The 22,525-nt window shown below is 41.9% G+C and carries 24 protein-coding genes and 1 tRNA gene; 18 read left to right on the top strand and 7 right to left on the bottom strand.

What is annotated here, in order from left to right; genetic code table 11:
* Complete coding sequence (sufB, locus tag FERRO_RS02450) at window positions 1-1,449, bottom strand: Fe-S cluster assembly protein SufB (protein ID WP_056929274.1); 1,449 nt, start codon at window positions 1,447-1,449, stop codon at window positions 1-3.
* A complete protein-coding gene (locus tag FERRO_RS02445; protein WP_275044301.1) occupies window positions 1,446-1,898 on the bottom strand; it encodes an SUF system Fe-S cluster assembly regulator in 453 nt (150 codons plus the stop codon). The genes sufB and FERRO_RS02445 overlap by 4 nt, the downstream gene beginning before the upstream one ends.
* A 128-nt stretch (window positions 1,899-2,026) precedes the next feature.
* Between FERRO_RS02445 and gshA the strand changes: the two genes are divergently transcribed.
* Window positions 2,027-3,316 carry a glutamate--cysteine ligase gene (gene gshA / locus FERRO_RS02440; protein ID WP_056929272.1) on the top strand — a complete coding sequence of 430 codons (1,290 nt, stop codon included), beginning with the start codon at window positions 2,027-2,029 and terminating at the stop codon, window positions 3,314-3,316.
* Between the two features lie 12 nt (window positions 3,317-3,328).
* Window positions 3,329-4,267, top strand: coding sequence for a glutathione synthase (gene gshB / locus FERRO_RS02435; RefSeq protein ID WP_056929271.1), 939 nt, complete (start codon window positions 3,329-3,331; stop codon window positions 4,265-4,267).
* Here gshB and FERRO_RS02430 read toward each other — a convergent pair.
* Both FERRO_RS02430 and ppc read right to left on the bottom strand, forming a co-directional pair.
* A complete protein-coding gene (locus FERRO_RS02430; RefSeq protein ID WP_056929270.1) occupies window positions 4,264-5,271 on the bottom strand; it encodes a D-alanine--D-alanine ligase family protein in 1,008 nt (335 codons plus the stop codon). The genes gshB and FERRO_RS02430 overlap by 4 nt on opposite strands.
* Window positions 5,272-5,276: 5 nt before the next feature.
* Complete coding sequence (gene ppc, locus FERRO_RS02425; protein WP_056929269.1) at window positions 5,277-8,036, bottom strand: phosphoenolpyruvate carboxylase; 2,760 nt, start codon at window positions 8,034-8,036, stop codon at window positions 5,277-5,279.
* 71 nt (window positions 8,037-8,107) lie between these two features.
* Here ppc and hemC point away from each other — a divergent pair, with 71 nt between their 5' ends.
* Genes hemC through FERRO_RS02405 form a run of 4 tightly spaced genes read left to right on the top strand, consistent with a single transcriptional unit; the run spans window position 8,108 to window position 11,993 of the window.
* Window positions 8,108-9,040: a hydroxymethylbilane synthase gene (hemC, locus tag FERRO_RS02420; protein ID WP_056929268.1), complete on the top strand. Its 933-nt coding sequence runs from the start codon at window positions 8,108-8,110 to the stop codon at window positions 9,038-9,040.
* Window positions 9,037-9,792, top strand: a complete 756-nt coding sequence (locus tag FERRO_RS02415) for a uroporphyrinogen-III synthase (protein WP_056929267.1) — start codon at window positions 9,037-9,039, stop codon at window positions 9,790-9,792. Before hemC ends, FERRO_RS02415 begins: the two co-directional genes overlap by 4 nt.
* Window positions 9,793-9,795: 3 nt before the next feature.
* Entirely contained in the window at window positions 9,796-10,815 is a 1,020-nt protein-coding gene (locus FERRO_RS02410; RefSeq protein ID WP_056929266.1) for a uroporphyrinogen-III C-methyltransferase, read from the top strand.
* The gene (locus tag FERRO_RS02405) at window positions 10,812-11,993 is read left to right on the top strand and encodes a heme biosynthesis HemY N-terminal domain-containing protein (protein ID WP_056929265.1); all 1,182 of its coding nucleotides are present in this window, start codon (window positions 10,812-10,814) and stop codon (window positions 11,991-11,993) included. The genes FERRO_RS02410 and FERRO_RS02405 overlap by 4 nt, the downstream gene beginning before the upstream one ends.
* On the opposite strand, the gene FERRO_RS02400 is transcribed toward FERRO_RS02405, so the two are convergent.
* Window positions 11,990-13,015 carry a CDP-6-deoxy-delta-3,4-glucoseen reductase gene (locus tag FERRO_RS02400; RefSeq protein WP_056929264.1) on the bottom strand — a complete coding sequence of 342 codons (1,026 nt, stop codon included), beginning with the start codon at window positions 13,013-13,015 and terminating at the stop codon, window positions 11,990-11,992. The two genes, FERRO_RS02405 and FERRO_RS02400, sit on opposite strands and share 4 nt — an antisense overlap.
* A gap of 33 nt (window positions 13,016-13,048) precedes the next feature.
* Between FERRO_RS02400 and FERRO_RS02395 the strand changes: the two genes are divergently transcribed.
* The 9 genes from FERRO_RS02395 (at window position 13,049) to FERRO_RS02355 (ending at window position 19,759) form a co-directional block, all read left to right on the top strand.
* Window positions 13,049-13,924 (top strand): SDR family oxidoreductase, encoded by an 876-nt coding sequence (locus FERRO_RS02395; protein WP_056929263.1) that lies wholly within the window; start codon window positions 13,049-13,051, stop codon window positions 13,922-13,924.
* A gap of 70 nt (window positions 13,925-13,994) precedes the next feature.
* A complete protein-coding gene (gene aroQ / locus FERRO_RS02390; RefSeq protein WP_056929262.1) occupies window positions 13,995-14,429 on the top strand; it encodes a type II 3-dehydroquinate dehydratase in 435 nt (144 codons plus the stop codon).
* A 2-nt stretch (window positions 14,430-14,431) separates the two neighbouring features.
* Window positions 14,432-14,902 (top strand): acetyl-CoA carboxylase biotin carboxyl carrier protein, encoded by a 471-nt coding sequence (gene accB / locus FERRO_RS02385; protein WP_056929777.1) that lies wholly within the window; start codon window positions 14,432-14,434, stop codon window positions 14,900-14,902.
* Between the two features lie 17 nt (window positions 14,903-14,919).
* Window positions 14,920-16,269, top strand: coding sequence for an acetyl-CoA carboxylase biotin carboxylase subunit (accC, locus tag FERRO_RS02380; protein WP_056929261.1), 1,350 nt, complete (start codon window positions 14,920-14,922; stop codon window positions 16,267-16,269).
* A complete protein-coding gene (gene prmA / locus FERRO_RS02375; RefSeq protein ID WP_056929260.1) occupies window positions 16,269-17,159 on the top strand; it encodes a 50S ribosomal protein L11 methyltransferase in 891 nt (296 codons plus the stop codon). The genes accC and prmA overlap by 1 nt, the downstream gene beginning before the upstream one ends.
* A 23-nt stretch (window positions 17,160-17,182) precedes the next feature.
* A complete protein-coding gene (gcvH, locus tag FERRO_RS02370; protein WP_056929259.1) occupies window positions 17,183-17,560 on the top strand; it encodes a glycine cleavage system protein GcvH in 378 nt (125 codons plus the stop codon).
* An 11-nt stretch (window positions 17,561-17,571) separates the two neighbouring features.
* Window positions 17,572-18,078, top strand: a complete 507-nt coding sequence (tpx, locus tag FERRO_RS02365) for a thiol peroxidase (protein ID WP_056929258.1) — start codon at window positions 17,572-17,574, stop codon at window positions 18,076-18,078.
* A complete protein-coding gene (locus tag FERRO_RS02360; protein WP_056929257.1) occupies window positions 18,075-19,013 on the top strand; it encodes a carbohydrate kinase family protein in 939 nt (312 codons plus the stop codon). The genes tpx and FERRO_RS02360 overlap by 4 nt, the downstream gene beginning before the upstream one ends.
* Window positions 19,014-19,018: 5 nt before the next feature.
* A complete protein-coding gene (locus FERRO_RS02355) occupies window positions 19,019-19,759 on the top strand; it encodes a lysophospholipid acyltransferase family protein (RefSeq protein ID WP_152975687.1) in 741 nt (246 codons plus the stop codon).
* On the opposite strand, the gene FERRO_RS02350 is transcribed toward FERRO_RS02355, so the two are convergent.
* Window positions 19,736-20,566, bottom strand: coding sequence for a symmetrical bis(5'-nucleosyl)-tetraphosphatase (locus tag FERRO_RS02350; protein WP_056929255.1), 831 nt, complete (start codon window positions 20,564-20,566; stop codon window positions 19,736-19,738). The two genes, FERRO_RS02355 and FERRO_RS02350, sit on opposite strands and share 24 nt — an antisense overlap.
* Window positions 20,567-20,569: 3 nt before the next feature.
* Entirely contained in the window at window positions 20,570-21,112 is a 543-nt protein-coding gene (locus FERRO_RS10090) for a c-type cytochrome (protein WP_152975686.1), read from the bottom strand.
* A 123-nt stretch (window positions 21,113-21,235) separates the two neighbouring features.
* On the opposite strand from FERRO_RS10090, the gene FERRO_RS02340 reads away from it, so the two are divergent.
* The 3 genes from FERRO_RS02340 (at window position 21,236) to FERRO_RS10615 (ending at window position 22,524) form a co-directional block, all read left to right on the top strand.
* Window positions 21,236-21,312, top strand: a tRNA-Arg gene (locus FERRO_RS02340).
* Window positions 21,313-21,365: 53 nt separating this feature from the next.
* Window positions 21,366-22,358, top strand: coding sequence for a glycosyltransferase family 9 protein (locus FERRO_RS02335; RefSeq protein ID WP_160318089.1), 993 nt, complete (start codon window positions 21,366-21,368; stop codon window positions 22,356-22,358).
* A gap of 7 nt (window positions 22,359-22,365) precedes the next feature.
* Window positions 22,366-22,524, top strand: a complete 159-nt coding sequence (locus FERRO_RS10615; protein ID WP_152975685.1) for a glycosyltransferase family 2 protein — start codon at window positions 22,366-22,368, stop codon at window positions 22,522-22,524.
* The last annotated feature ends 1 nt before the right edge of the window (window position 22,525 follow it).

Below are 22,525 nucleotides of genomic sequence, written 5' to 3'. Positions count from 1 at the left end.
TTAACCCACACTGCCTTCTAAACTTACCCCAAGAAGCTTTTGCGCTTCCACCGCAAACTCCATCGGTAATTCCTTAAATACTTCCTTACAGAAACCGTTAACAATCATTGATACGGCATCTTCTGCGGACAAACCTCGTTGACGGCAGAAAAACAATTGATCCTCACCAATGCGTGAAGTGGATGCCTCATGTTCCACCTGTGCTGAGGCATTTTTAACCTCAATATAAGGAAAGGTATTAGCAATACAACGATCGCCCATTAACAGTGAATCACATTGGGTATGATTTCTTGCATTGGTAGCACTTTTGGCGATACGTACTAAGCCCCGATAGGATTGTTTACCAAAGCCTGCTGAGATACCCTTTGATACAATAGTACTTTTAGTGTTTTTACCAATATGAATCATCTTGGTACCGGTATCAGCTTGTTGACGGTGATTAGTTAATGCTACAGAATAAAACTCTCCCACTGAATCATCGCCACGCAATATTACACTGGGATATTTCCACGTAATGGCAGAACCCGTTTCAACCTGAGTCCATGATATTTTTGATTTTGAACCCCGACAATCCCCACGTTTGGTGACAAAATTATAAATTCCACCGCGCCCTTCCTTGTCTCCTGGATACCAGTTTTGTACGGTGGAATACTTAATTGTCGCGTTCTCTAGGGCTACCAGCTCTACCACCGCTGCATGCAGCTGATTTTCATCTCGCATTGGGGCAGTGCACCCTTCCAAATAACTAACATACGCATCTTTATCTGCAATGATGAGGGTGCGCTCAAATTGTCCTGTGTTTTTAGCATTAATTCTAAAATAAGTGGATAACTCCATTGGGCAACGCACCCCTGGTGGAATATAGACAAAAGATCCATCACTAAATACTGCGGAATTAAGTGCTGCGTAGAAGTTATCTTGTACTGGCACCACAGTGCCCAAATACTGACGGATTAACTCAGGATGATGTTGAACTGCCTCTGAAAAAGAACAAAAAATAATTCCTTTTTCAGCAAGCTTATCTTTAAATGTAGTTGCTACCGAAACGCTATCGAATACCGCGTCAACTGCCACTCCTGCTAGTATTGCTCTCTCATGCAGGGGAATTCCTAGTTTTTCGTAGGTTTTAAGTAACTCTGGATCCACTTCATCTAAGCTTTTAGGCCCTTCTTTTTGAGATTTTGGAGCTGAATAATAAATAATATCCTGGTAATCTATAGCTGGGTAATGCACTTCCGCCCATTCTGGTGGAGTCATCGCTTGCCATTTTCTAAAAGCATTTAAGCGCCATTCAAGTAAAAATTCTGGTTCATTTTTTTTAGCTGAAATGACGCGAACGGTATCCTCCGATAATCCTTTAGGAATCTCATCTGACTCCACATCGGTTTCAAAGCCATGCTGATACTCTTGGCTAATGATTTCTTCTATTTGTGTTGTTGAGTTATTCATAGTCTTACCTGTTCAATGTTGGTCGGACGTTGCATCACGATAGGCTGAGCTACCGGGACGGTCATTTCTGCAAGGCTGACACTGGCTAATGCGTCATTGATTGCTTGGCTGATTTTTTGCCAATTGGCTTTTACTGAACAAGACCGTTCCCTGTGACAGTTACCTGGTTGACTGGCTGTGCCACAATCAGTCAACCCAATAGGCCCTTCTAAGGCACCAATAATATCTGCCATAGTAATATTTTCAGGAGTTTTAGCTAATAAATAACCACCTTTAATACCGCGGTGAGATTCTAGTAGTCCTGAACGGGTCAGTGTTTTTAATACCTTAGTGGCCGTAGGCACATTAATGCCAATGGCATGAGCAATATCTTGAGCTGAATGAAGACATTTGGGTTCTCTCGCGAGATATGTCATCATTAGTGTCCCATAATCGGTGAGTTTCCCCATCTTGATCATTTGTAATAAAGCCTCAGATATAATGTTTAAAGCACTTTCATTAAAGTGGACTATTATAGTACTATTTTGTTCCCCGGCGCACAAACTTATATTGCTGGGTTTTTTTTAAAAGGATTAGTATGGTTCCTCACTTATCAACAGCATTAACAGGTCCATTGCAATCATTGGAATCTCATATTTTAGATGCCATGCCCACCATTGAGCACTGGTTTCGTCAACAGTGGCTTGAGCATCCAGCACCGCTTTATACCTCCGTTGATCTACGTAACTCTGGCTTCAAATTAGCACCAGTGGACACCAACTTATTTCCAGCAGGCTTTAACAACCTACGGCCAGAATTTTATCCCTTGTGTATTCAGGCATTAATGACTGCTGTGGAAAAAATTTGTCCTGATACCCGACAATTTCTTCTCATTCCTGAAAACCACACACGAAATACTTTCTATCTTGAAAACGTAGCAGTTCTTAAAACTCTGTTACAAAAGGCAGGCTTTGCAGTGCGTATAGGAACCTTCCTACCAGAGATTCAAGAACCCACTCGCTTTGACTTACCCTCAGGGGAACATTTAATACTAGAACCCATCATCCGTTCAGGGCGGCGAGTGGGCTTAAAAGATTATGATCCGTGCGCCGTCATATTAAATAATGACTTATCGGCGGGAATTCCTGAACTTCTAAAGGGAATAAATCAGCCTATTGTGCCACCTCTTTTTGCCGGCTGGACCACCCGCAAAAAATCTGTACACTTTTCAGCATTTAATCAAGTGGCCCAGGAATTCTCAGAATTGATCAAACTTGATCCATGGGTTATTAATCCCTACTTTAGTCACGCGGCCAATGTTGACTTCAACAGTAGTGGCAGCCAACTCTCTCTGGCAGAAAAGGTGGATGAGTTACTGGATCGGATTAAAACAAAATATCAAGAATACGATATCAAGGATGATCCTTTTATTATTATCAAAGCTGATTCAGGTACATACGGTATGGGGATCATGACCGTAAAAAGTCCAGATGATGTAGTGAATTTAAATAGAAAACAGCGCAACAAAATGTCTGTTATCAAAGAAGGTCAAGTGGTTCGGGAAGTATTACTTCAAGAGGGAGTGTATACCTTTGAGAATGTGGAGGGAGCCGTGGCTGAGCCTGTGGTATATATGATTGATCATTATGTAGTAGGAGGCTTTTATCGTGTTCATACAGAGCGTGGTATTGATGAGAACCTCAATGCACCAGGAGCTAAATTTGTCCCGTTGGCTTTTGAAACTGAAGCTATAGCGCCTGATCAAACGCAAAGCTTTGATGCTCCACCTAATCGTTTTTATACCTATGGGGTAGTCGCGCGCCTTGCAATGCTGGCAGCTGCCAGAGAACTTGAACAGATGGAAAGCGTCTATAACTCTAATCTGTAAGGAAAATACCCCATGAAAATAGCTTTTATTATTGATCCCTTTAAAAGTCTTAATATAAAGAAAGATTCCACCTTGGAGCTCATCCGTGCCGCACAACTGCGCCACCATGAAACGGTGGTTATAGAACAACATCAATTATATTTGTTAAATAATCAAGTCATGGCCATAGCTCAGGAAGTGTTTTACAACGCGCAGCAAGGTCATTATTTAGGGGCTCAATTTAAGACTCCACTCAATATTTTTGATGGAGTCTTCATGCGCCTTGATCCACCTCTTGATATCAACTATATAGTAACCACTTACTTACTTGAAAAAGCAGAAAAAGAAGGGGTTTTGATCCTAAATAAGCCAAATAGCTTAAGAAGTTTTAACGAAAAGCTCAGTACTACTTTATTTCCTCAATTTACCCCAGAACTGATAGTCACGAGTCTTGCCGAGGAAATTAAAAACTTCGTTAGCGAGCAGAGAGAAGTTATTTTAAAACCCCTTGATGCCATGGGTGGCAGTGGCATATTTAAAATTAACGCCCAGGATCCTAATCTGAACGTCATTATCGAAACGTTGACGCAGGACGCCACGCGCTCGGTAATGGCACAACGTTTTATTCCAGCCATAGAAGCGGGTGACAAACGAGTACTCATTATCAATGGCGAAGTGGCTCAGCATGCCCTAGCGCGCATCCCTAAGCAGGGAGAAACCAGGGGTAATCTTGCGGCTGGAGGACGGGGAGTGGCCATGCCTTTAACAAAAAAAGAACAGGAAATTGCCACTACCGTAGCGCCATTTTTACAAGAAAACGGGCTCTTTATTGTGGGCCTTGACATCATCGGGGAATATCTCACAGAAATTAACATCACAAGCCCCACCTGTATGCGCGAAATTCGTGATCAAACAGGAGAGGACATTGCAGACAAAACAATAAAAGCTCTTGAAAAAATTCTTAATTACTAAGCGCTTACGGCCGCAAAACAAATATGTTCAATTAACTCAGCAAAACTAATCCCAGCCACCTGTGCTGATTGTGGTAATAAACTCATTGCCGTTAAGCCTGGCAGAGTATTGACTTCTAAACACCAAGCTCTACCTTGGTCATCTAATCTAAAGTCGCTACGACTATAACCCGTTAGCTTCAATACTTGATGGATCTGAAGAGCCAAATTCTGCACCTGATCGACAATCCTGTTATCAAGAACTGCTGGAAATACTTCCTCTGCTCCGCCAGGTTGATACTTGGCCTCGTAATCAAACACTTCACCATGCTTTAATATAATTTCGCCCACTGGCAACGCCCTGTTTTGTAGTACTGGACAAGTTAATTCACGACCCCTAATAAACTGCTCAACCATGACTTCATCATCATGCTCTTTAGCCAAAGCTATGGCTTCAGCAAGTTTCCCTGGGTGTCTGACTACTGACAAACCAACTGTTGAACCTTGCTTACTGGGTTTAACCACCACCGGCCAACCTAGGTGCTGTTCTACATCAGCCGCAGTAACTGGTGCCATTAACCAATGGGGGGTAGGGATTCCCGCTTGTCGCAGTAGTCGCTTGGTCATGTCCTTATCCATAGCCAGAGCACTGCCTAACACAGCGCTACCCGTATAAGGAATGCCTGTCATAGCGAGTAACCCTTGCCAACGTCCATCCTCCCCTGCGCCTCCATGAAGAGCGATGAACCATAGATCAGCATCTAATAATTGTGGATTATTTAACCAGGTTAATACAGACTCTAGTCCTTGATCTTTTTTGCTGGGTGGAGTCATTGCAACAGATCGCGTAAAGAGTTGCTGCTCTTCTTCAGGACCTAACAGCCCCACTAAAGTATCGATAGCCTTAACGCGGTGTGAACGCTCACGCAGTGCTTTTACCACCTGAGCCGCACTGGCTATAGAGACGTCTCTTTCTGTGCTATCGCCACCGAATAACACATTAACTTTTAATTGTCTTTTATCCATAATGATTAACCGCTATTTCTTAATCCTGCCGCAACGCCGTTAATGGTTAAATGAATCGCTCGCTCTACCGATTCTGTTGCTTCCCCATGACGATAACGACTCAAAAGATCTACTTGTAAATGATTTAAAGGATCAAGATAGGGTCGTCTTTCACGAATACTTCTACCCAGAGTAGGATTGCCTGTTAAAAAGTCCTGTTGATTAGTAATTGCCTTTAATTGCGTAACCGTCAGCTCAAACTCTCTTTCGATTTCAGCAAATACTTGTACTCTTAACTGCTCGTCTTTTACTAATCCCACATAACGTTTAGCAATAGTAAAGTCAGTTTTTGCTAATACCATATCCATGTTAGAGAGCAGTGTTTGCATAAAAGGCCATTTCTGATACATATACTGTAGCTGTGTTAAACCATCTGCGTGGCGCTCCATGAAAGCATTTACGGCACTGCCAAAACCATACCAACCGGGCAAAATGATACGCGATTGCGCCCAACTAAATACCCAGGGTATTGCTCTTAAATCCTCAATACGCGTAGAAGCTCTTCGGGAAGCGGGTCGACTGCCAATATTTAATGTAGAAATTTCACTAATAGGAGTTGCTTCTCTAAAAAATTGGTCAAACCCAGGGGTCTCATATACCAATGAACGATAACGCTCAAATGACGTAACAGATAACTCTTCCATTACCTGGTAGATACGCTGCCACTCCTCTGTGCTGCCATTATTATTAATTAAAGTTGCCTCCAGAGTGGCGGCCACTAAAGTCTCAAGATTACGGCGCCCGATGCCAGGATCTGAATATTTACTTGCAATCACTTCACCTTGCTCGGTCAACCTTATTTGAGCATTAACGCTACCCTGAGGTTGCGCTAGGATGCCGTAATAACTGGGGCCGCCACCACGACCCACCGACCCTCCGCGTCCGTGAAATAAACGCAGTTCGATGGCAAAACGTTGAAATACCTCAACCAAGGTTTTTTCGGCCTTATACAACTCCCAATTAGCCGTTAAAAAGCCACCATCTTTATTACTATCCGAATACCCCAACATCACTTCTTGAATATTTTGTCGACTAACCAGTAACTGTTTATAAATCGGCAGAGAGAATAATTGCTCCATAATTTGCCCACAGCCTCTTAAGTCGCCGATGGTTTCAAACAATGGAATGATATTCATCTTAAGCTCTGCATTGTTTCCTGGTATGAGTAAACCCACTTCTTTTAATAATAGAGCTACTTCTAAAATATCACTGACACTGTCCGTTTTAGAAATTATGTAATTTGTAATTGCCTTCTCACCCAACTCTTTATGCATCTTTTTGGCTACTTCAAAAATAGCCATTTCTGTCAATGTCTGTTCACTGTAATGAGTAAACATTGAGCGCAAAGCTCGTGGGTTATTGATCTCAGTTATCAATAACTCAATTCGCTGTGCTTCATCTAAAGAAAGATAATCATGACAGACTTGAGCTTTTTGGAGCAATTCTGCTAAGGTTTTTGCGTGTACTTCGGAGTGTTGTCGCAAATCCAGAGAAGCCAAATGAAAACCAAAAACATCTACAGCACGCTCTAAATGTTTTAATCTTCCGTCACTGAGTGCCTGCGAACCATGATGAGTTAGTGATTGAGAAAGTAGTGATAAATCCCGCTTTAACTCCATAACACTGGTATAAGCCTTAACGGTTTCAGTGGAGAAACTCGCTCGATTTTCTTGTAAATGCTGTTGTGTGGCTTGTAAGCGCAAATAAATCGTAGTTACGGCGCGACGATAAGGCTCCTCTTGACGACTATCCTCGGTTTCAGGCGCCAATTGGGCCAAGGCAAGTACTTCATCACTGACACTGACTAAACGTGAGGAGAGCGACAACTCACCGCGTAACAATATTAATTCTTGGAAGTAAAAATCAAAAATCACGTGACTATGGCGACGCAAAGCATACTCGGTGACTTCTGCCGTTACAAAAGGGTTTCCATCTCGGTCTCCACCGATCCAACTGCCCATTTTCAATGGCAGTAGCGGTTGCTTAGCTACCTCATGATAATCCTTATCCTCGCTCACCAAACGTTCTAACTGGATACAGAGTCTTGGTACTTCCTTTAAAAAAGTATAGCGGTAATAAGACAAGCCGTTTTCAATTTCATCGTTCACTCTTAATTTGAAGGTTCTCAATTCATTAGTTTGCCACAGGGTTAAGATAGCGCGACGAATAGATGCCTCGTTTTCCTCAAGCTCCTCGGGTGTCATGGATATTCTGGTGCGCTCACCCAGGCGTTTTGCGATCATCAAATGACAATCTAATACGGATTTTCTTTGTACTTCTGTGGGGTGAGCAGTTAATACTGGGGCAATTAGGGCTTTAGTGAAGAAATCTCCTAACTGCTTAGAGGTAATATGATGTTTTTTAACCCTCTCAAGAGCCAATTGTATACTGCCTTCCCGAGGCGGAGCACCGCGTTGAGAGTACACTATTCGACGACGATTATGATGTAAATCTTCCGCTATATTTGATAAATGAGAAAAATAACTAAATGCTCTGACTACTGCAATAGTATCCTCTGCCGAGAGACCATCTAAACTGTGTTCAAGTTTAAGTAAATCCGCAGGATTATCATCACGCCGGTATTGAATTGCACTTTGGCGAATACCTTCAATTAAATTAAAAATAGCCTCACCTTCTTGATCTCTTAGCGTATCGCCAAGGATGCGCCCAAGAAAGCGTACGTCCTCCTTAAGTGGTAAGTCTTTTTCTAGAGAGTGCTCATTCATAGCAAGAACTCCAGAAATTGTTCAGCTTCATGCTAAACTTATTTTTATTTAATTTTATATATTGCTTATTCATGTCAGTACAACTCCCTATAACTATCGCCACCCGTGAAAGTCGTCTGGCCCTTTGGCAAGCTGAACATATCCGGTCCCAATTATTACAATTATATCCACAGCTTGAGGTTTCGTTGTTAGGAATGACAACCCAAGGTGATCAAATTCTGGATAGAACCTTATCGAAAGTAGGAGGAAAGGGTTTATTCGTTAAAGAATTAGAAATAGCTATGACGGAAGGAAGAGCTCGTCTTGCTGTTCATTCTATGAAAGACGTACCCATGGAATTACCCCCGCTTTTCAATATGGTGGTGGTGGGTACACGAGAGGAGGCAAATGACGCCTTGATTTCTAATCATTACACCAATCTCTCTGAGTTACCACAGGGAGCTATCGTTGGCACCTCAAGTTTACGGCGCGAATGTCAACTTCGAGAACGCTATCCCCACCTGACTATTACTGCCCTGCGTGGCAACCTTGATACCCGACTTAAAAAATTAGATCAGGGTGAGTATGATGCCATTATTCTGGCTTCAGCAGGCTTAAAGCGCTTAGGTCTAGGTCACAGAATTAAAGCACACATTAGTCTTGAGGACAGCATCCCGGCGGTAGGTCAAGGAGCTTTAGCTATCGAATTTAGAAATGATGATAAAGAGCTTGAGGCACTCTTAGCGCCTCTTATCAACCAGCAAAGTGCCCTGTGTGTACTATGTGAACGCACTTTATCAAAAGAATTAGCCGGTAGCTGTGATGTTCCCCTTGGGGCCCATGCGGTAATCAACAATGGACAGCTTAATCTTAATGCCTTTGTGGGGCGAGCAGATGGCTCACTCGTGATCCGCGCCCATGTCACGGGTCATCCCGATGACTACGTTGCCATTGGACTTAAAGCGGCAGATCAGTTAATAAAACAGGGGGCAAAAGCCATATTAGACGCTTGCCGAGCATCATGAATGATGGGTTAAAGACTCATAAATCACATACTATTTTATTAACTAGACCCCAGGGTCAAAACCAAGAGTTACGTGTCTTGTTAGAACAAGAAGCAGCGCAAGTGTATGAATTGCCTACTATTGAAATTAAGCCACTAGATCCCCCTCATTTACCTCGATCTTCCACCAATCAAGACTATGATCGCGTTATCTTTATTAGCAGTAACGCCGTCAAATTTGGCTGGTCAGCTGTAGACTCCCTGATTTCCAAACAAACCGAGCTGTTTGCAATAGGTAAGGCCAGCGCCTTAGAGCTCATAAAACAATCACAACGACCAGTGATGTACCCAACCAATAAAAGCGATAGTGAGGCACTGCTGGATATGCCCGAGTGGCAGAGAGTGAGCGGTTTAAAAGTCCTTATCTGTCGAGGCCAAGGAGGACGCGAATGGCTAAAAGGGGTTCTGGAGGAACGTGGTGCTCAGGTGGATTATATAGAATGCTACATACGGGGACTACCAGAGACAAATTTATCAACTTTAGATAACGCAATAGCGAGTCAAGCGGTTATACTAATTATGAGTAAAGAATCCTTAAATAACTTATGGGCATCACTTGATACACTGAGAATAGATCAACTAAAAAACATGATTTTCCTAGTCTGTCACGAACGTGTTAAGGAATACGCAAAAGAACTTGGAATAAAATCAATTTTTTTAACTGATCACAGCTATCAATCTATTTTAAAAACTTGGCGTCACATCACCACTTAAAACATGACTACAGAAACCCATCACACCCCGACACAGCCCGTGAAATACTACAAATTATTTGGCTGGTTGAGCATTATTGCATTTTTAGGGACTTTTTCTTTATGGTTACAATATCGTCATGACGATTTGCAATTGCGACGAGATTTAGCAAGTCGCCTTAACGAAGCTGATCGTTTAGTGAAAAAGAATCAAGGGGAATACACCGAAGTCCAAGAGGCTTTAAAAGAATCTAATCATCGTATTAGTATCCTTGAATCACAAATAGCTGACTCACAAAGTCAGCAAATTGTTTTACAAAGTATGTATCAGGAATTAGCCCGTAATCGTGATGACTGGGTTCTAGCGGAAGTGGAACAATTAGTTGATGTGGCCAATCAACAACTGCAACTCACCGGCAATGTTCAATCGGCCCTATCCGCACTCCAATCTGCCGATATGCGTTTACAAAAGCTCAATCGCCCTGCATTATTATTTTTACGCAAAGCCATCAATCAAGACATTGATCGTTTGCGTGCTGTCCCTTTCTTAGATATCACGGGTATTAGTCATCATATCGATGACGTTGCGCGCAGTATTGATATTATTCCCTTGGCCTCAGACACAAGACCTGCTAAAAAAACCATCGTAAACGAGAAAAATAAATCTAATACTTTTTCTCGCATCGGCCATGAGCTATTGGTTGAACTTAGCCAATCCGTACAAATCAAGAGAATTGATATCCCTGAACTACCCTTGTTAAGTCCAGAACAATCCTTCTTTTTACGGGAGAACCTACGTTTAAGACTGGTATCAGCGAGACTGGGAGCCTTGTCTCATAACAATGTTACCTACGATGCGGATTTGAATGCAGCGCAAGAGTGGCTGAAAAGGTATTTTGATCTAGAGTCGCCCATTGTTAAGAACGATTTACAAATTATTCAACAATTAAGCCATACCCCGGTCAATATGTCTGTCCAAGATATTAGCGCGACATTAGATGCAGTACGACGGGCCAGGTCACAGAAAGAGGGTAATCATCGATGAGCGGTTTATTATGGTTTATCGCCCTCTTTGTGGTTGCTACAATTGTTGCTATTGCGGTGGGTCTTAATACCGGCTATGTACTCATTGTCATGGCACCATGGCGCATTGAAATATCACTGGCTATGTTTGTTATTGGCATTATTGTTCTGTGTCTTGGTTTATATACTTTCTCAAGGTTGGCCTATTTAAGCTTAAGTTTACCTAACCGAGTTCAAGCCTATCGTCAAAAACGGTCTAAAAACCGTGCACGAAGCGCTCTGTACCAAGGCCTGACGGATTACTTTGAAGGCAACTTTAAACGTGCAGAAAAACAAGTTGAGCTAGCTTTAGAAAACGGGGAGTCGCCTGCTTTGAGCGCCATTGTTGCCGCTCGCTCTGCACATGAGTTACATAAATATGAGAAACGTGATCTATATTTAGCAAAAATTAACGAGTTGGGACCTGAAACACGCCTATTACGTTTAACTACCCATGCCGACTTATTACTCGATGAGCGTCGTTTTAATGAAGCGTTAACCCTCTTAAAAGAAGCCCATCGATTATCGCCAAAACACGTGCGTGCGCATCAGTTATTACTCAAAGCACAACTGGCAACCGGCGCATGGCGTGCGGCCATTGAGACCCTTGATTTACTTGAACACTTACACGCTATCGATGAAGTGCATGCACTGCCCATCAGAAGAAATGCTTGGCAACAACTATTAAGATACTCCGCAACTTATTTGGATGATCTCAAAGCTACTTGGAAGAGTATCCCCAGTGCTTTACGTTTAGACAACCTTTTGGCACACACTGCTGCTGGTTATTTTATTGATCTGAAGGCCCATGATGAGGCACTCGTCATTATTGAAAAAAACCTAGAGAAATCCTGGGACGATGCCCTAGTAGCCCTCTATGGAGAGTGCCGTAGCCAATTTAATCGCACGCAAATCGAAAGGGCGGAAAACTGGTTAAAAGCGCATCCTGATAATGCTGTCTTACTCTTAACGTTGGCTAAATTATGCATACGCGAGTTGCTGTGGGGTAAAGCCCAAAGCTATTTAGATGCCAGTATTTTTATTGAACCCAGTCGTGAGGCTCAACTTCTACGACAAGAATTAGCAGAAAAAATTGGGCCCGCAAAACAGTCTCCTGCACGCAACAGTAACAATATCGATCCAGATTTTGGTGTTGCCTAAGTAGTACGCTTGTTATCTACCGAGGGTGTAAATGGATCGGAATAAAACTCATCCTCCGGCAAACCTCTGGTTTGCGTAAAGGTATTAAAACCAGACTCAACCATAATCGGCGCACCACAAGCATAAACTTGATAATCAGATAAATCAGGATAGTCTGCTAGGATTGCTTCATGAACCAACCCAGTTCTGCCTTGCCATTCGTCTTCCTCAAGGGGCTCCGAGAGTACTGGAATAAAGTTAAAATTTTCATCAACCCAGCTTTGTACCAATTCGTTGTAATACAAATCTTGCTTACTTCTCACTCCCCAATATAGGGTCATAGGGCGTGTAATCCCCTTGTGCCGCGCCGATTCAATGATACCTTTAATTGGTGCGAAGCCCGTGGCCCCTGCCATAAAAACAATAGGTTTATCAGAGTCTTCCCTAAGAAAAAAAGTACCTAAGGGACCTTCGAAACGCAAAATAGTCTTTTCCTTTAGCTCATTAAAGACGTACTGTGAAAAACTCCCCCCTGGATAATTACGAATATGTAATTCTAGAATACCCGTTTCATGGGGAGCGTTAGCTAAGGAAAAACTTCTTTTTTTACCATCTTTAAGGAGGAAATCAATATATTGTCCGGCCAAGAATTCGAACTTTTCTTGTGCAGGTAACTTAAGTTTTAATATAGCCACATCGTGATTAGGTTTTACGATTGATTCTACGCGGCAAGGAAGTTTTTTAATTTGAATATCTTTCATTCCATTAACCTGCCGAATTTCAATAGTGACTTCGGAAATTGGTTTAGCGCAACACAATAGCGCATACCCCTGTGCTATCTCCTCGTCATTCAGCGCTGAACTCTGATACTCACCACGGTCTAGTAATCCCTCTATTACTTTACCCTTACAGGACCCACAGGCGCCACTACGGCAACCGAAAGGAAGAATGATCCCTTCCTTATGGGCTCCTTCTAAGATAGTATCTTCTTCATGACATTGAAACTGGTTGCCGCTAGGGCTTAAAGTAACCTTTACTGACATACGTTTATTCCTGAACAATTAAGGTAGATAACAATGCAACCTTGGTTAATCATAGGAGCTGGAGATGTGGCAGCACGCATGATACCTCTAATAGGTCATCGTGTACGACTCTTCGCTCTTTGTCGTCACCCAGAAAAAGCCAGTTTTTGGCGGTCCTTAGGGGTTATCCCTATTGTTGGGGATTTGGACAATCCTAACAGCTTAAAAAGAATTGCCGGAATTGCCCATGGCATTTTTCATTTCGCTCCACCTAATGCACAGGGGATAAATGATTTCAGAACCCGCCACCTTATCTCTGCTCTTTCAAGGTCAAATAGTTTACCACAGCGGCTTATTTATATTAGTACAACCGGCGTTTATGGCGACCATCAAGGTCGATGGGTAGATGAAACCACGCCCACACATCCTACCTCGGGCAGAGCTAAAAGACGGGTAGACGCAGAAAATCAACTGCGCCAATTTGCTAAGCGTAAAGCAATAAAACTGACTATTTTGAGGGCACCGGGCATTTATGCTGAAAATAGGCTCCCCTTAACTCGCTTAATAGAGAAACTTCCCCTCATTATTGCCGAAGAAGACACTTGGAGTAACCATATTCACGCATTAGATCTTGCTCGAGCTGCGGTGTTAAGCATGTATCAGCCTTATCACTCAAGGGTCTATAATGTGGTGGACAATCAACCTATGCAAATTGGTGAATTCTACGATTATCTAGCAGATTTCTTGAAATTAAGCCGAGCACCCCGTCTCACGAAAAGCCAAGTTAAAACCACGATTAACGAAATTAGTTGGAGTTTCATGGCAGAATCACGTAAAATTGCAAATCTCAGGTTAGTAAAAGAATTATCCTTTGAATTTCTGTATCCATCCGTGCTGAATTGTCTAGCCAAACTCAATTATAAGAATTAAAATTTATAAATTTTCCATAACTTCGCCGAAAAACTAGACAAAATACTTGAAAATCAGGAAAATTGGCACTATGAAGAAAATCTTGATCATGCATGGCCCTAATTTAAACTTATTGGGAACCCGTGAACCCGATATTTATGGCAAAACGACACTTGAGGACATTAATTGTCAATTGGCTGAGCTGTGTCAGGGGCATGATGCATCGGTAATTTTTTTCCAAAGTAATTGGGAAGGGGCATTAATTGACCGCCTTCATCATGCAAAAGAAGAGGGCGTTGATTACATTATCGTTAACCCTGGGGGATTAACTCATACCAGTGTTTCTTTAAGAGATGCTCTGGCAGGTATAAAAATACCCTTTATTGAAGTTCATCTTTCTAACATTTATGCCCGTGAAAGCTTTCGTAGCCATTCTTATTTATCCCCCCTTGCAGAGGGAGTGATCAGTGGTTTGGGGGCTAAAGGCTATCACCTGGCACTTACTTATTGGCTGGAACGTCTATGACTATGGATTTAAGAAAATTAAAAAAATTAATTGACCTCGTGGAAGAGTCAGGAATTACTGAGTTAGAAATCACTGAGGGCGAAGAAAAAGTTAGGATCTCTAAGGCGCCCGGTCATTTTGTTATGCCGAGCGCCATGCCAACTTATCAATATAATACTTCGCCACAAGGAGTAGCCATGCCCTCTGCGGCTACTACCACCGCAGCACCTGTCGCAGATGTTGCCAGCCCAGAGGACGAGGGGCACGTGGTCAAGTCACCCATGGTAGGGACCTTTTATCGCTCTCCCTCACCAGGTTCACCGCCCTTTATTGAAGTGGGTCAGAGTGTCTCGGAAGGACAAACCCTATGTATTATAGAAGCCATGAAATTACTCAATGAAATTGAATCTGATGTGGCTGGTACCGTAAAACGTATTTTAGTTGAAAATGGTCAACCTATTGAATATGGACAACCCCTGTTCATCATCTCTTAATAAATAGGCAAAAAAATATGTTTGATAAGATTCTAATTGCCAATCGCGGTGAAATAGCTCTGCGAGTTCAGAGGGCTTGTCGTGAGTTGGGTATTAAAACTGTGGCGGTTCATTCTGAGGCTGACGCTGATGCCAAATATGTGATGTTAGCCGATGAATCTGTTTGTATTGGCCCGGCCTCTTCCTTACAAAGCTATCTTAATATTCCTGCCATTATTTCAGCTGCCGAAGTCACCGGCGCACAAGCTATTCACCCTGGCTATGGGTTTTTATCAGAAAATGCTGATTTTGCTGAACGGGTAGAAAACAGTGGTTTTACTTTCATTGGTCCAAAAGCTGAAACAATTCGCTTAATGGGCGATAAAATCAGTGCGAAGAGCGCCATGAAAGCCTCAGGGGTACCCGTAGTCCCGGGTTCTGAGGGACAGCTTCCTGAGGATACTAAAGAACTAAAAAAGATTGCTCAGCAGATTGGTTACCCTGTATTAATCAAAGCTGCCGCCGGTGGTGGTGGTCGCGGGATGCGTGTGGTGGAAAAGGAAGAAGATCTCTTATCTTCCTTACAAATGACGCGCACTGAGGCGAAAGGCGCCTTTGGTAATGATACGGTTTATATGGAAAAGTATCTCAGTCAACCGCGCCATATTGAGATTCAAGTTCTATCCGATGAACATGGTAACGCGGCTTATCTTGGTGAACGAGATTGTTCTATGCAGCGCCGCCATCAAAAAATTATCGAAGAAGCCCCTGGTGTGGGGATCAGTGAAAAATTAAGACAAAAAATTGGCGAGAGTTGTGTGGCTGCCTGTAAACGTATTAAATATCGCGGAGCTGGTACCTTTGAGTTTCTCTATGAAAACGGTGAATTTTATTTCATTGAAATGAATACTCGCGTTCAAGTGGAGCACCCTGTTACTGAACTCATTACCGGTATTGATATTGTTCAAGAACAGATTTGTATCGCTGCCGGTCACAAACTCTCCTTTAGGCAAAAAGAAGTCATGTTAAACGGCCACTCTATTGAGTGTCGCATTAATGCCGAGGACCCTTTTACTTTTATGCCCTCACCCGGACGTATTAATCAGTACCATGCGCCAGGTGGTCCCGGTACCCGGGTTGATTCACACATTTACCAAAATTATTTTGTTCCTCCCTATTACGATTCTTTAATCGCAAAAGTTATCACCCATGGGGCTACCCGAGAACAGGCACTGGCTAGAATGCGTATTGCTTTATCTGAGATGGTGGTAGAAGGGATTAAAACTAATATCCCCCTGCATCAACAGTTGCTTAACGATCCTGAATTTATTAAAGGCGGCACCAGCATTCACTATTTAGAAGAAAAACTCTCTTCAAGTAAAAATTAATGGCCTGGAATCAAATTCATTTCGCGGTTTCTTCGGATTTAGCCGAACCACTCTCTGACGCGCTACTTCACCATGGCGCATTGACAGTTAGCATTGAAAACTTTGATTTTCCAGGTCAACCTGAATTCGAGGTATTTGGTGAACCGGGTTATGAAACTAGTGAGCTGTGGCCTTGGTGTACCCTAAAGGTTTTAATTGATATATCAAATAATGCCCAGACAATCATGCAAGCTGCGTGCGATGAATTGGCTTTATCTGAGACCCCAGCTTTTCAGGTGGACACCATTGAAGACCAGGATTGGGTACAACTCACCCAGAGCCAATTTGAGCCCATTCAAATTAATGATCGGTTATGGATTGTCCCCACCTGGCACACCCCCCCTGATGAAAGAGCGATTAATATTAGAATTGATCCTGGACAGGCCTTCGGTACGGGTGGGCATCCCACTACGCAATTATGCTTAAATGCTCTCTTAAAGGAGTTAACCCCCCAATCTGAAGTTTTAGATTATGGATGTGGCTCTGGTATTTTAGCCATTGCTGCAGCCAAAGTAGGGGTGAAATCCGTGGTGGGAGTAGATATTGATGACGCTGCAGTGAGTGCTGCAATACATAACGCTGGGCTAAATAATGTAAGCGCTCACTTTTATAATAACCAAGACTGGAAAAGCATACAACAGTTTGACGTGGTAGTAGCCAATATTTTAGCCGCACCACTTAAAGTGCTGGCACCGCTACTTAGCTCCTACGTGAAACCGGGAGGACTCCTAATCATGTCTGGTTTACTCGCCAAACAAACGGAAGAAATGATTAACTGCTACAGTCCTTGGCTAAAACTGACTCAACTATCACAACAGGAAGAATGGGTCTGTTTAATGGGTAAAAAATAACTTCAGTTTTAACAGGAAATATAATGAGCCAATTAACACAACGCCGATATAGTAATACTCATCAATGGGCCTCCCCCGTTGACCAAGATACCTTTCTTATTGGCATAACTGATTTTGCTCAACAACAATTAGGGGATGTGATGTTTGTTGATTTGCCTCAGGTGGGGCGAGTGGTCAGTCAAGCTGAGAGTTCGGCCACCGTGGAATCAGTAAAGTCCGCCTCTGATGTGTACTCACCCCTATCAGGCACTGTGATTGAGGTGAATAGCGCATTAATTGATCAGTTAGAAAAGATTAATAATGATCCCTATGGCAGCTGGCTTTTCAAGATAAAATGCGACAATAGTCAAGAATATGATGATTTATTATCGGAAGACGCCTATCAACAACTGATCTCTTAAAGGAGAAAAATATGGCAACCGTTACTCTAGGTGGAAATAGCTTATATATTGCAGGTGAATTTCCAATTATTGGTTCTCACGCCAAAGACTTTTTTTTAACTAATGATAAGCTTGAAACAGTGACGTTAGAGAGTTATCAAGGAAAAAGAAAAGTATTAAATATTATTCCCAGTATCGATACTCCCACCTGCGCCACCTCTACCCGTACATTTAATGAAACGGCACAACATCTTGATAACACATTAGTGTTGATTATTTCTGCCGATCTGCCCTTTGCCATGAAGCGTTTTTGCGGCGCAGAGGGTTTAGATAGGGTTATTAGCTTGTCTACCTTCCGTGATCCTGGCTTTCATCGACGCTATGGCGTGGATATTGTTGATGGGCCCTTACGCGGCCTCACTGCTAGGGCTGTGGTCGTTCTTGATGAAAACAACCAAGTAATTTACACCGAACTGGTGTCAGAAATTGCTAATGAACCTAACTATCAAGCGGCCTTGTCTGTTTTAAATCAATCATGAAAACTCTAATTTGCGGCTCCATGGCTTATGACACAATTATGGTCTTTGAGGACCGTTTTCAACATCATATCTTGCCTGAGAAAATTCATTCCTTAAGCGTGGCTTTTTTAGTGCCAACCTTAAGAAAAGAGTTTGGTGGAACCGCAGGGAACATTGCCTACAACCTTAATTTATTGGGCACTGATCCTTTGATTATGGCAACCGTGGGTCATGATTTCACGGAATACCAACAGCGATTAGAGTCATTAAACATTTCAACGCGCTATATCCGCCATTTGAATGACAATTTTACCGCTCAGGCTTTTATCACAACGGACCTGGATGACAACCAAATTACTGCTTTTCATCCGGGAGCTATGAACTTCTCTCAACTCAATCAAGTAGAAGAGGCCGAACATGTCTCCTTTGGCGTGGTCTCTCCCGACGGAAAACAGGGGATGATCGAACATGCCAGCTCATTTGTTAAACAAGGAATTCCTTTTTTATTTGATCCTGGACAAGGTTTACCTATGTTCAGTGGTGAAGAATTACTGAACTTTATTGAGCAGGCCAGTTATTTTGCTGTGAACGATTATGAAGCCCAATTGTTAGTGGATAAAACTCAACTTTCAATAGAGGATCTTGCTCAAAGAGTAGAGGCTGCTGTAGTGACAAAAGGGGCTGAGGGATCGGTTATTTATACTAATAACGAAACCATTCATATTCCCGCTGTCAGAGCAGAAAACATTGTCGACCCCACCGGTTGCGGTGATGCCTATCGTGCAGGGTTAATCTATGGCATTACGCATGGCTGGTCTTGGGCTAAAGCCGGACGCCTAGCCGCTCTAATGGGATCCCTTAAAATTGGTCACCGTGGCGGACAAAATCATCACTATTCTTTAGTAGAAATAACCACACAGTTTAGACAACATTTTGATTTGGATCTTTATACGTGATTCGTGTGACGTCTTTTATAAAGCTTATTTTTGTCTCGTTTCATGTGGTAGTAGGCGTCGTAACTTGTACCCTGATATTTCCCATTTCCTCAAAAAAAGTGCGTATGGGATTAATTAGAAAATGGGCACAATTACTTTTATTTTATTTACGTGTTCGCGTAGAAACTATTGGTGAGCTTCCTGACTTTAAAAAGCAAACTTATATTCTGACTTCTAATCATATTTCTTGGGTAGATATTTTTGTTATTCACTCCCTACACCCTGTACGGTTTGTGTCTAAATCTGAGGTAAGACATTGGCCTGTATTTGGTTGGTTAGCGGATAAATCAGGGACTCTTTTTTTACAAAGACAAAATAGACGTGCCACCCAAGCTATTGGTAATGACATGGTCTACGCCTTAAGAGAGGGAGATTCCTTGGGACTGTTTCCAGAAAGTACTACTTCTAATGGTCAACAAATCCTACCCTTTAAAAGCTCTATGTTGCAACCTGCGGTAAGTGAAAAAACACCCTTTTTACCCATTGCAATTCGTTACTATCTGAGCAATGGAAAAATTAATCCCTATATCCCCTTTGTTGGAGACATGAACTTTGTTTCATCATTACTTGGGGTAGTTAAGAGCCCCCAAACCACGGTGAAAGTAGCCATTGGTCACATCATCACGCCTGTAGATGTGCACCGCAGAGAATTGGCACAGATTCTAGAAAAAGATACTCAAACTCTACTTCATGAAGTGCTTAAGTGAAGCCTCTTCTCTACAGCTTACTTGAAACAATTTACGGTCCTCGAGACGTAGCGCAGTCAAGCAGCCACCCCATAAACATCCGGTATCTAAAGCAAGAATATTTGATTCCATATGTAAGCCTAGAGCTGACCAATGCCCAAAAATAATGGTATCTTTTTTTGTTTTACGATTTGGAAAGTCATACCAAGCATAAAGATCTTTAGGTTTTTCTTGTATTTTCCCCTTAAAAGAAAAATCCATTTTGCCTTCTTTATCAATTAATCTTAGTCGGGTCATGGCGTTAGTTATCACTCGCAAACGCTCCATACCCACTAACTCATCGCTCCATTTAGCAGGTTTATTACCATACATATGAATTAAAAATTCTAAGTAATCTTCACCTCTAAGTGCAGTCTCGACTTCAGCCCCCAAGGACAGAGCTTCAGTAATGCTCCACTGCGGTAAAATACCAGCATGTACCATAGTCACCCCTTGATCATGATAAATCATGGGACGCCAGCGTAACCACGTTAACAGTTCATCTTTATCCGGAGTGTTAAAAATGCCATCGAAGGTATCACTTGCGTGAGCCTTTTGATAACCCTCCGCAACACATAATAAATGCAAATCATGATTACCCAAGATGCTAACAGCGGCGTTACCTAGATTTTTAATAAAGCGTAATACCTCAAGTGACTGCGGACCACGATTAACGAGATCTCCAACAAACCAGAGTTGATCTTGACGAGAATTAAAGTTTACTTTATCTAATAACTGCTCGAGGGGAGTAAAACATCCTTGAACATCGCCAACGATATAAATACTCATGCTTTATTTTGCTGCTGACACCATATAATTAACGGCCGCCTTGACTTCATCATCGGTTAAAGCGGGATTGCCCCCTTTGGCAGGCATACTATTTTTTCCCTTTATGGCGCTTTTATATAGAACATCCATTCCTTGAGCGATTCTAGGTGCCCAGTCTTTTTTATTTGCAAATTTAGGTGCGCCTAAAGCCCCTGAGCTATGACAACCCGTGCAAATAGATTCAAAAGTTTTTTTACCTACACCAGCATTATCGTTACTCGCTAACGTCGCTTTTATAGGGGAGGGAGAGGAGGAGGGATTAGCAGTTTCAACTGGTAAACTGTTAGTCTTAGCCTGGGTGACACCAACCATCTCTTGTTTTGGTGTCTCACTAATGACAACGGTAGCCAGGGGCTGTATTCGTTTATCAATCTCTTGGTTGGACGTATGGGGCTGTGGCTTTAAACTGAATAAATAATGCTGCAATAATAAAACCAATGCAACTCCGGCAACGGTGAGTAAGACACCTTGGACAATATTTAGAAAAGAAGACTTTGTATTAGACATAATCCAAATCCATTGATATATACTACTTAATTATAGCTTTTTTGTGTCTAATGAATAAAAAATATAAAATGACACTTTCAATAAGTATATTACTGTAATAACTTTGTAATGATGTGTTATCGTGCGCTCGTAGCTCAGTTGGATAGAGTGTTGGTTTCCGAAGCCAAAGGTCACAGGTTCGACTCCTGTCGAGCGCGCCAAAATCTAAGGGTTGTGTTCAATTAAAAAGTATTTAATCATTTGCACATTAAGATTGGGAGATGTTCTACTGAGTACCCCGATCGCAAATTCTATCCGCGTTAAGGATCCAGAAGCACAAATTGATTATTTAGTTCTGAAGGGATCTGAAGGGATACTGGAAGGAAATCCTGATATAAATCAGGTTATCGCTCTCCCTCATAGAACCTCTTTTATTCATCGTATTAAAGAATATTTCTCTTTATGGCGAAAATATGATGTGGCCTTAAGTCCAGTCTCCTCGGATCGGGCAAGATTATATGGCTTTATAGCCGGCAAAAAATTTTATGGTTTTTATAATGAACATACCTCACAACTCTCAAAATTTTTTTTGACAGACGGTTTTTTATTTGACAATATCAACACTCATACGGTTATTCATAACCAAAAACTATTAAGCTTTATTGATATCAAGCCTAGTAATAAAGTTATCCCGCCTTTTAAAGAGTTAAACCTAAGTAACACCGTTTTAACACAAGAATATATAGTGATTCATCCATATCCTAAGTTTAATTACAAAATGTGGGATAAGAATAAATGGGTAGAATTAGTGCGTTATATTCAGGAAAGAAATATCGCTGTGGTATTAACAGGTGGCTCCGAAAAAGACGAAATAGAATATTGTAAAGATATAGAAAAAGCCACTCAATGTAAAAATTTGGCTGGAAAACTGTCATTAGGAGAGGTGGCACATTTAATTAAAGGGGCAAAATACTTTGTGGGACCTGACACTGGAATCACACATATTGCCGCGGCCACCGGAGTTAGAACTATTGCATTATTTGGCCCAACTAACCCTGTAAAATGGGGACCCTGGCCTTATAATTATTCACATGGAAACCCTTGGTCTACAAACAGTAATAATACAATAATGAATATATCCATTATTCAAGGTGAACAAACATGTATACCCTGTGGAAAAGAGGGTTGTAAAAATACTATCATTAGTTATAGTGACTGCTTACTTTTAATGCCTACAAAATTAATAACAAAACAACTCAATATTTAAACTTTTCATGCAATCTGTAATTAACTTATCCATCTTAATACCCACATACAAACGTTTAGACCTTCTACAGGAATGCTTGCATTCTATAACGCAACAAAATGTGCTGCCAAAAGAGGTTTTAATTGGTAACGATGATAATAACAATTTTATATCTGAAGAAAAATAAG

This window comes from Ferrovum sp. JA12 (assembly GCF_001431705.1).
GTDB lineage: Bacteria > Pseudomonadota > Gammaproteobacteria > Burkholderiales > Ferrovaceae > PN-J185.
Note: the sequence above shows the minus strand (reverse complement) of the source record. Positions and strands in the feature narration are given on the sequence as shown.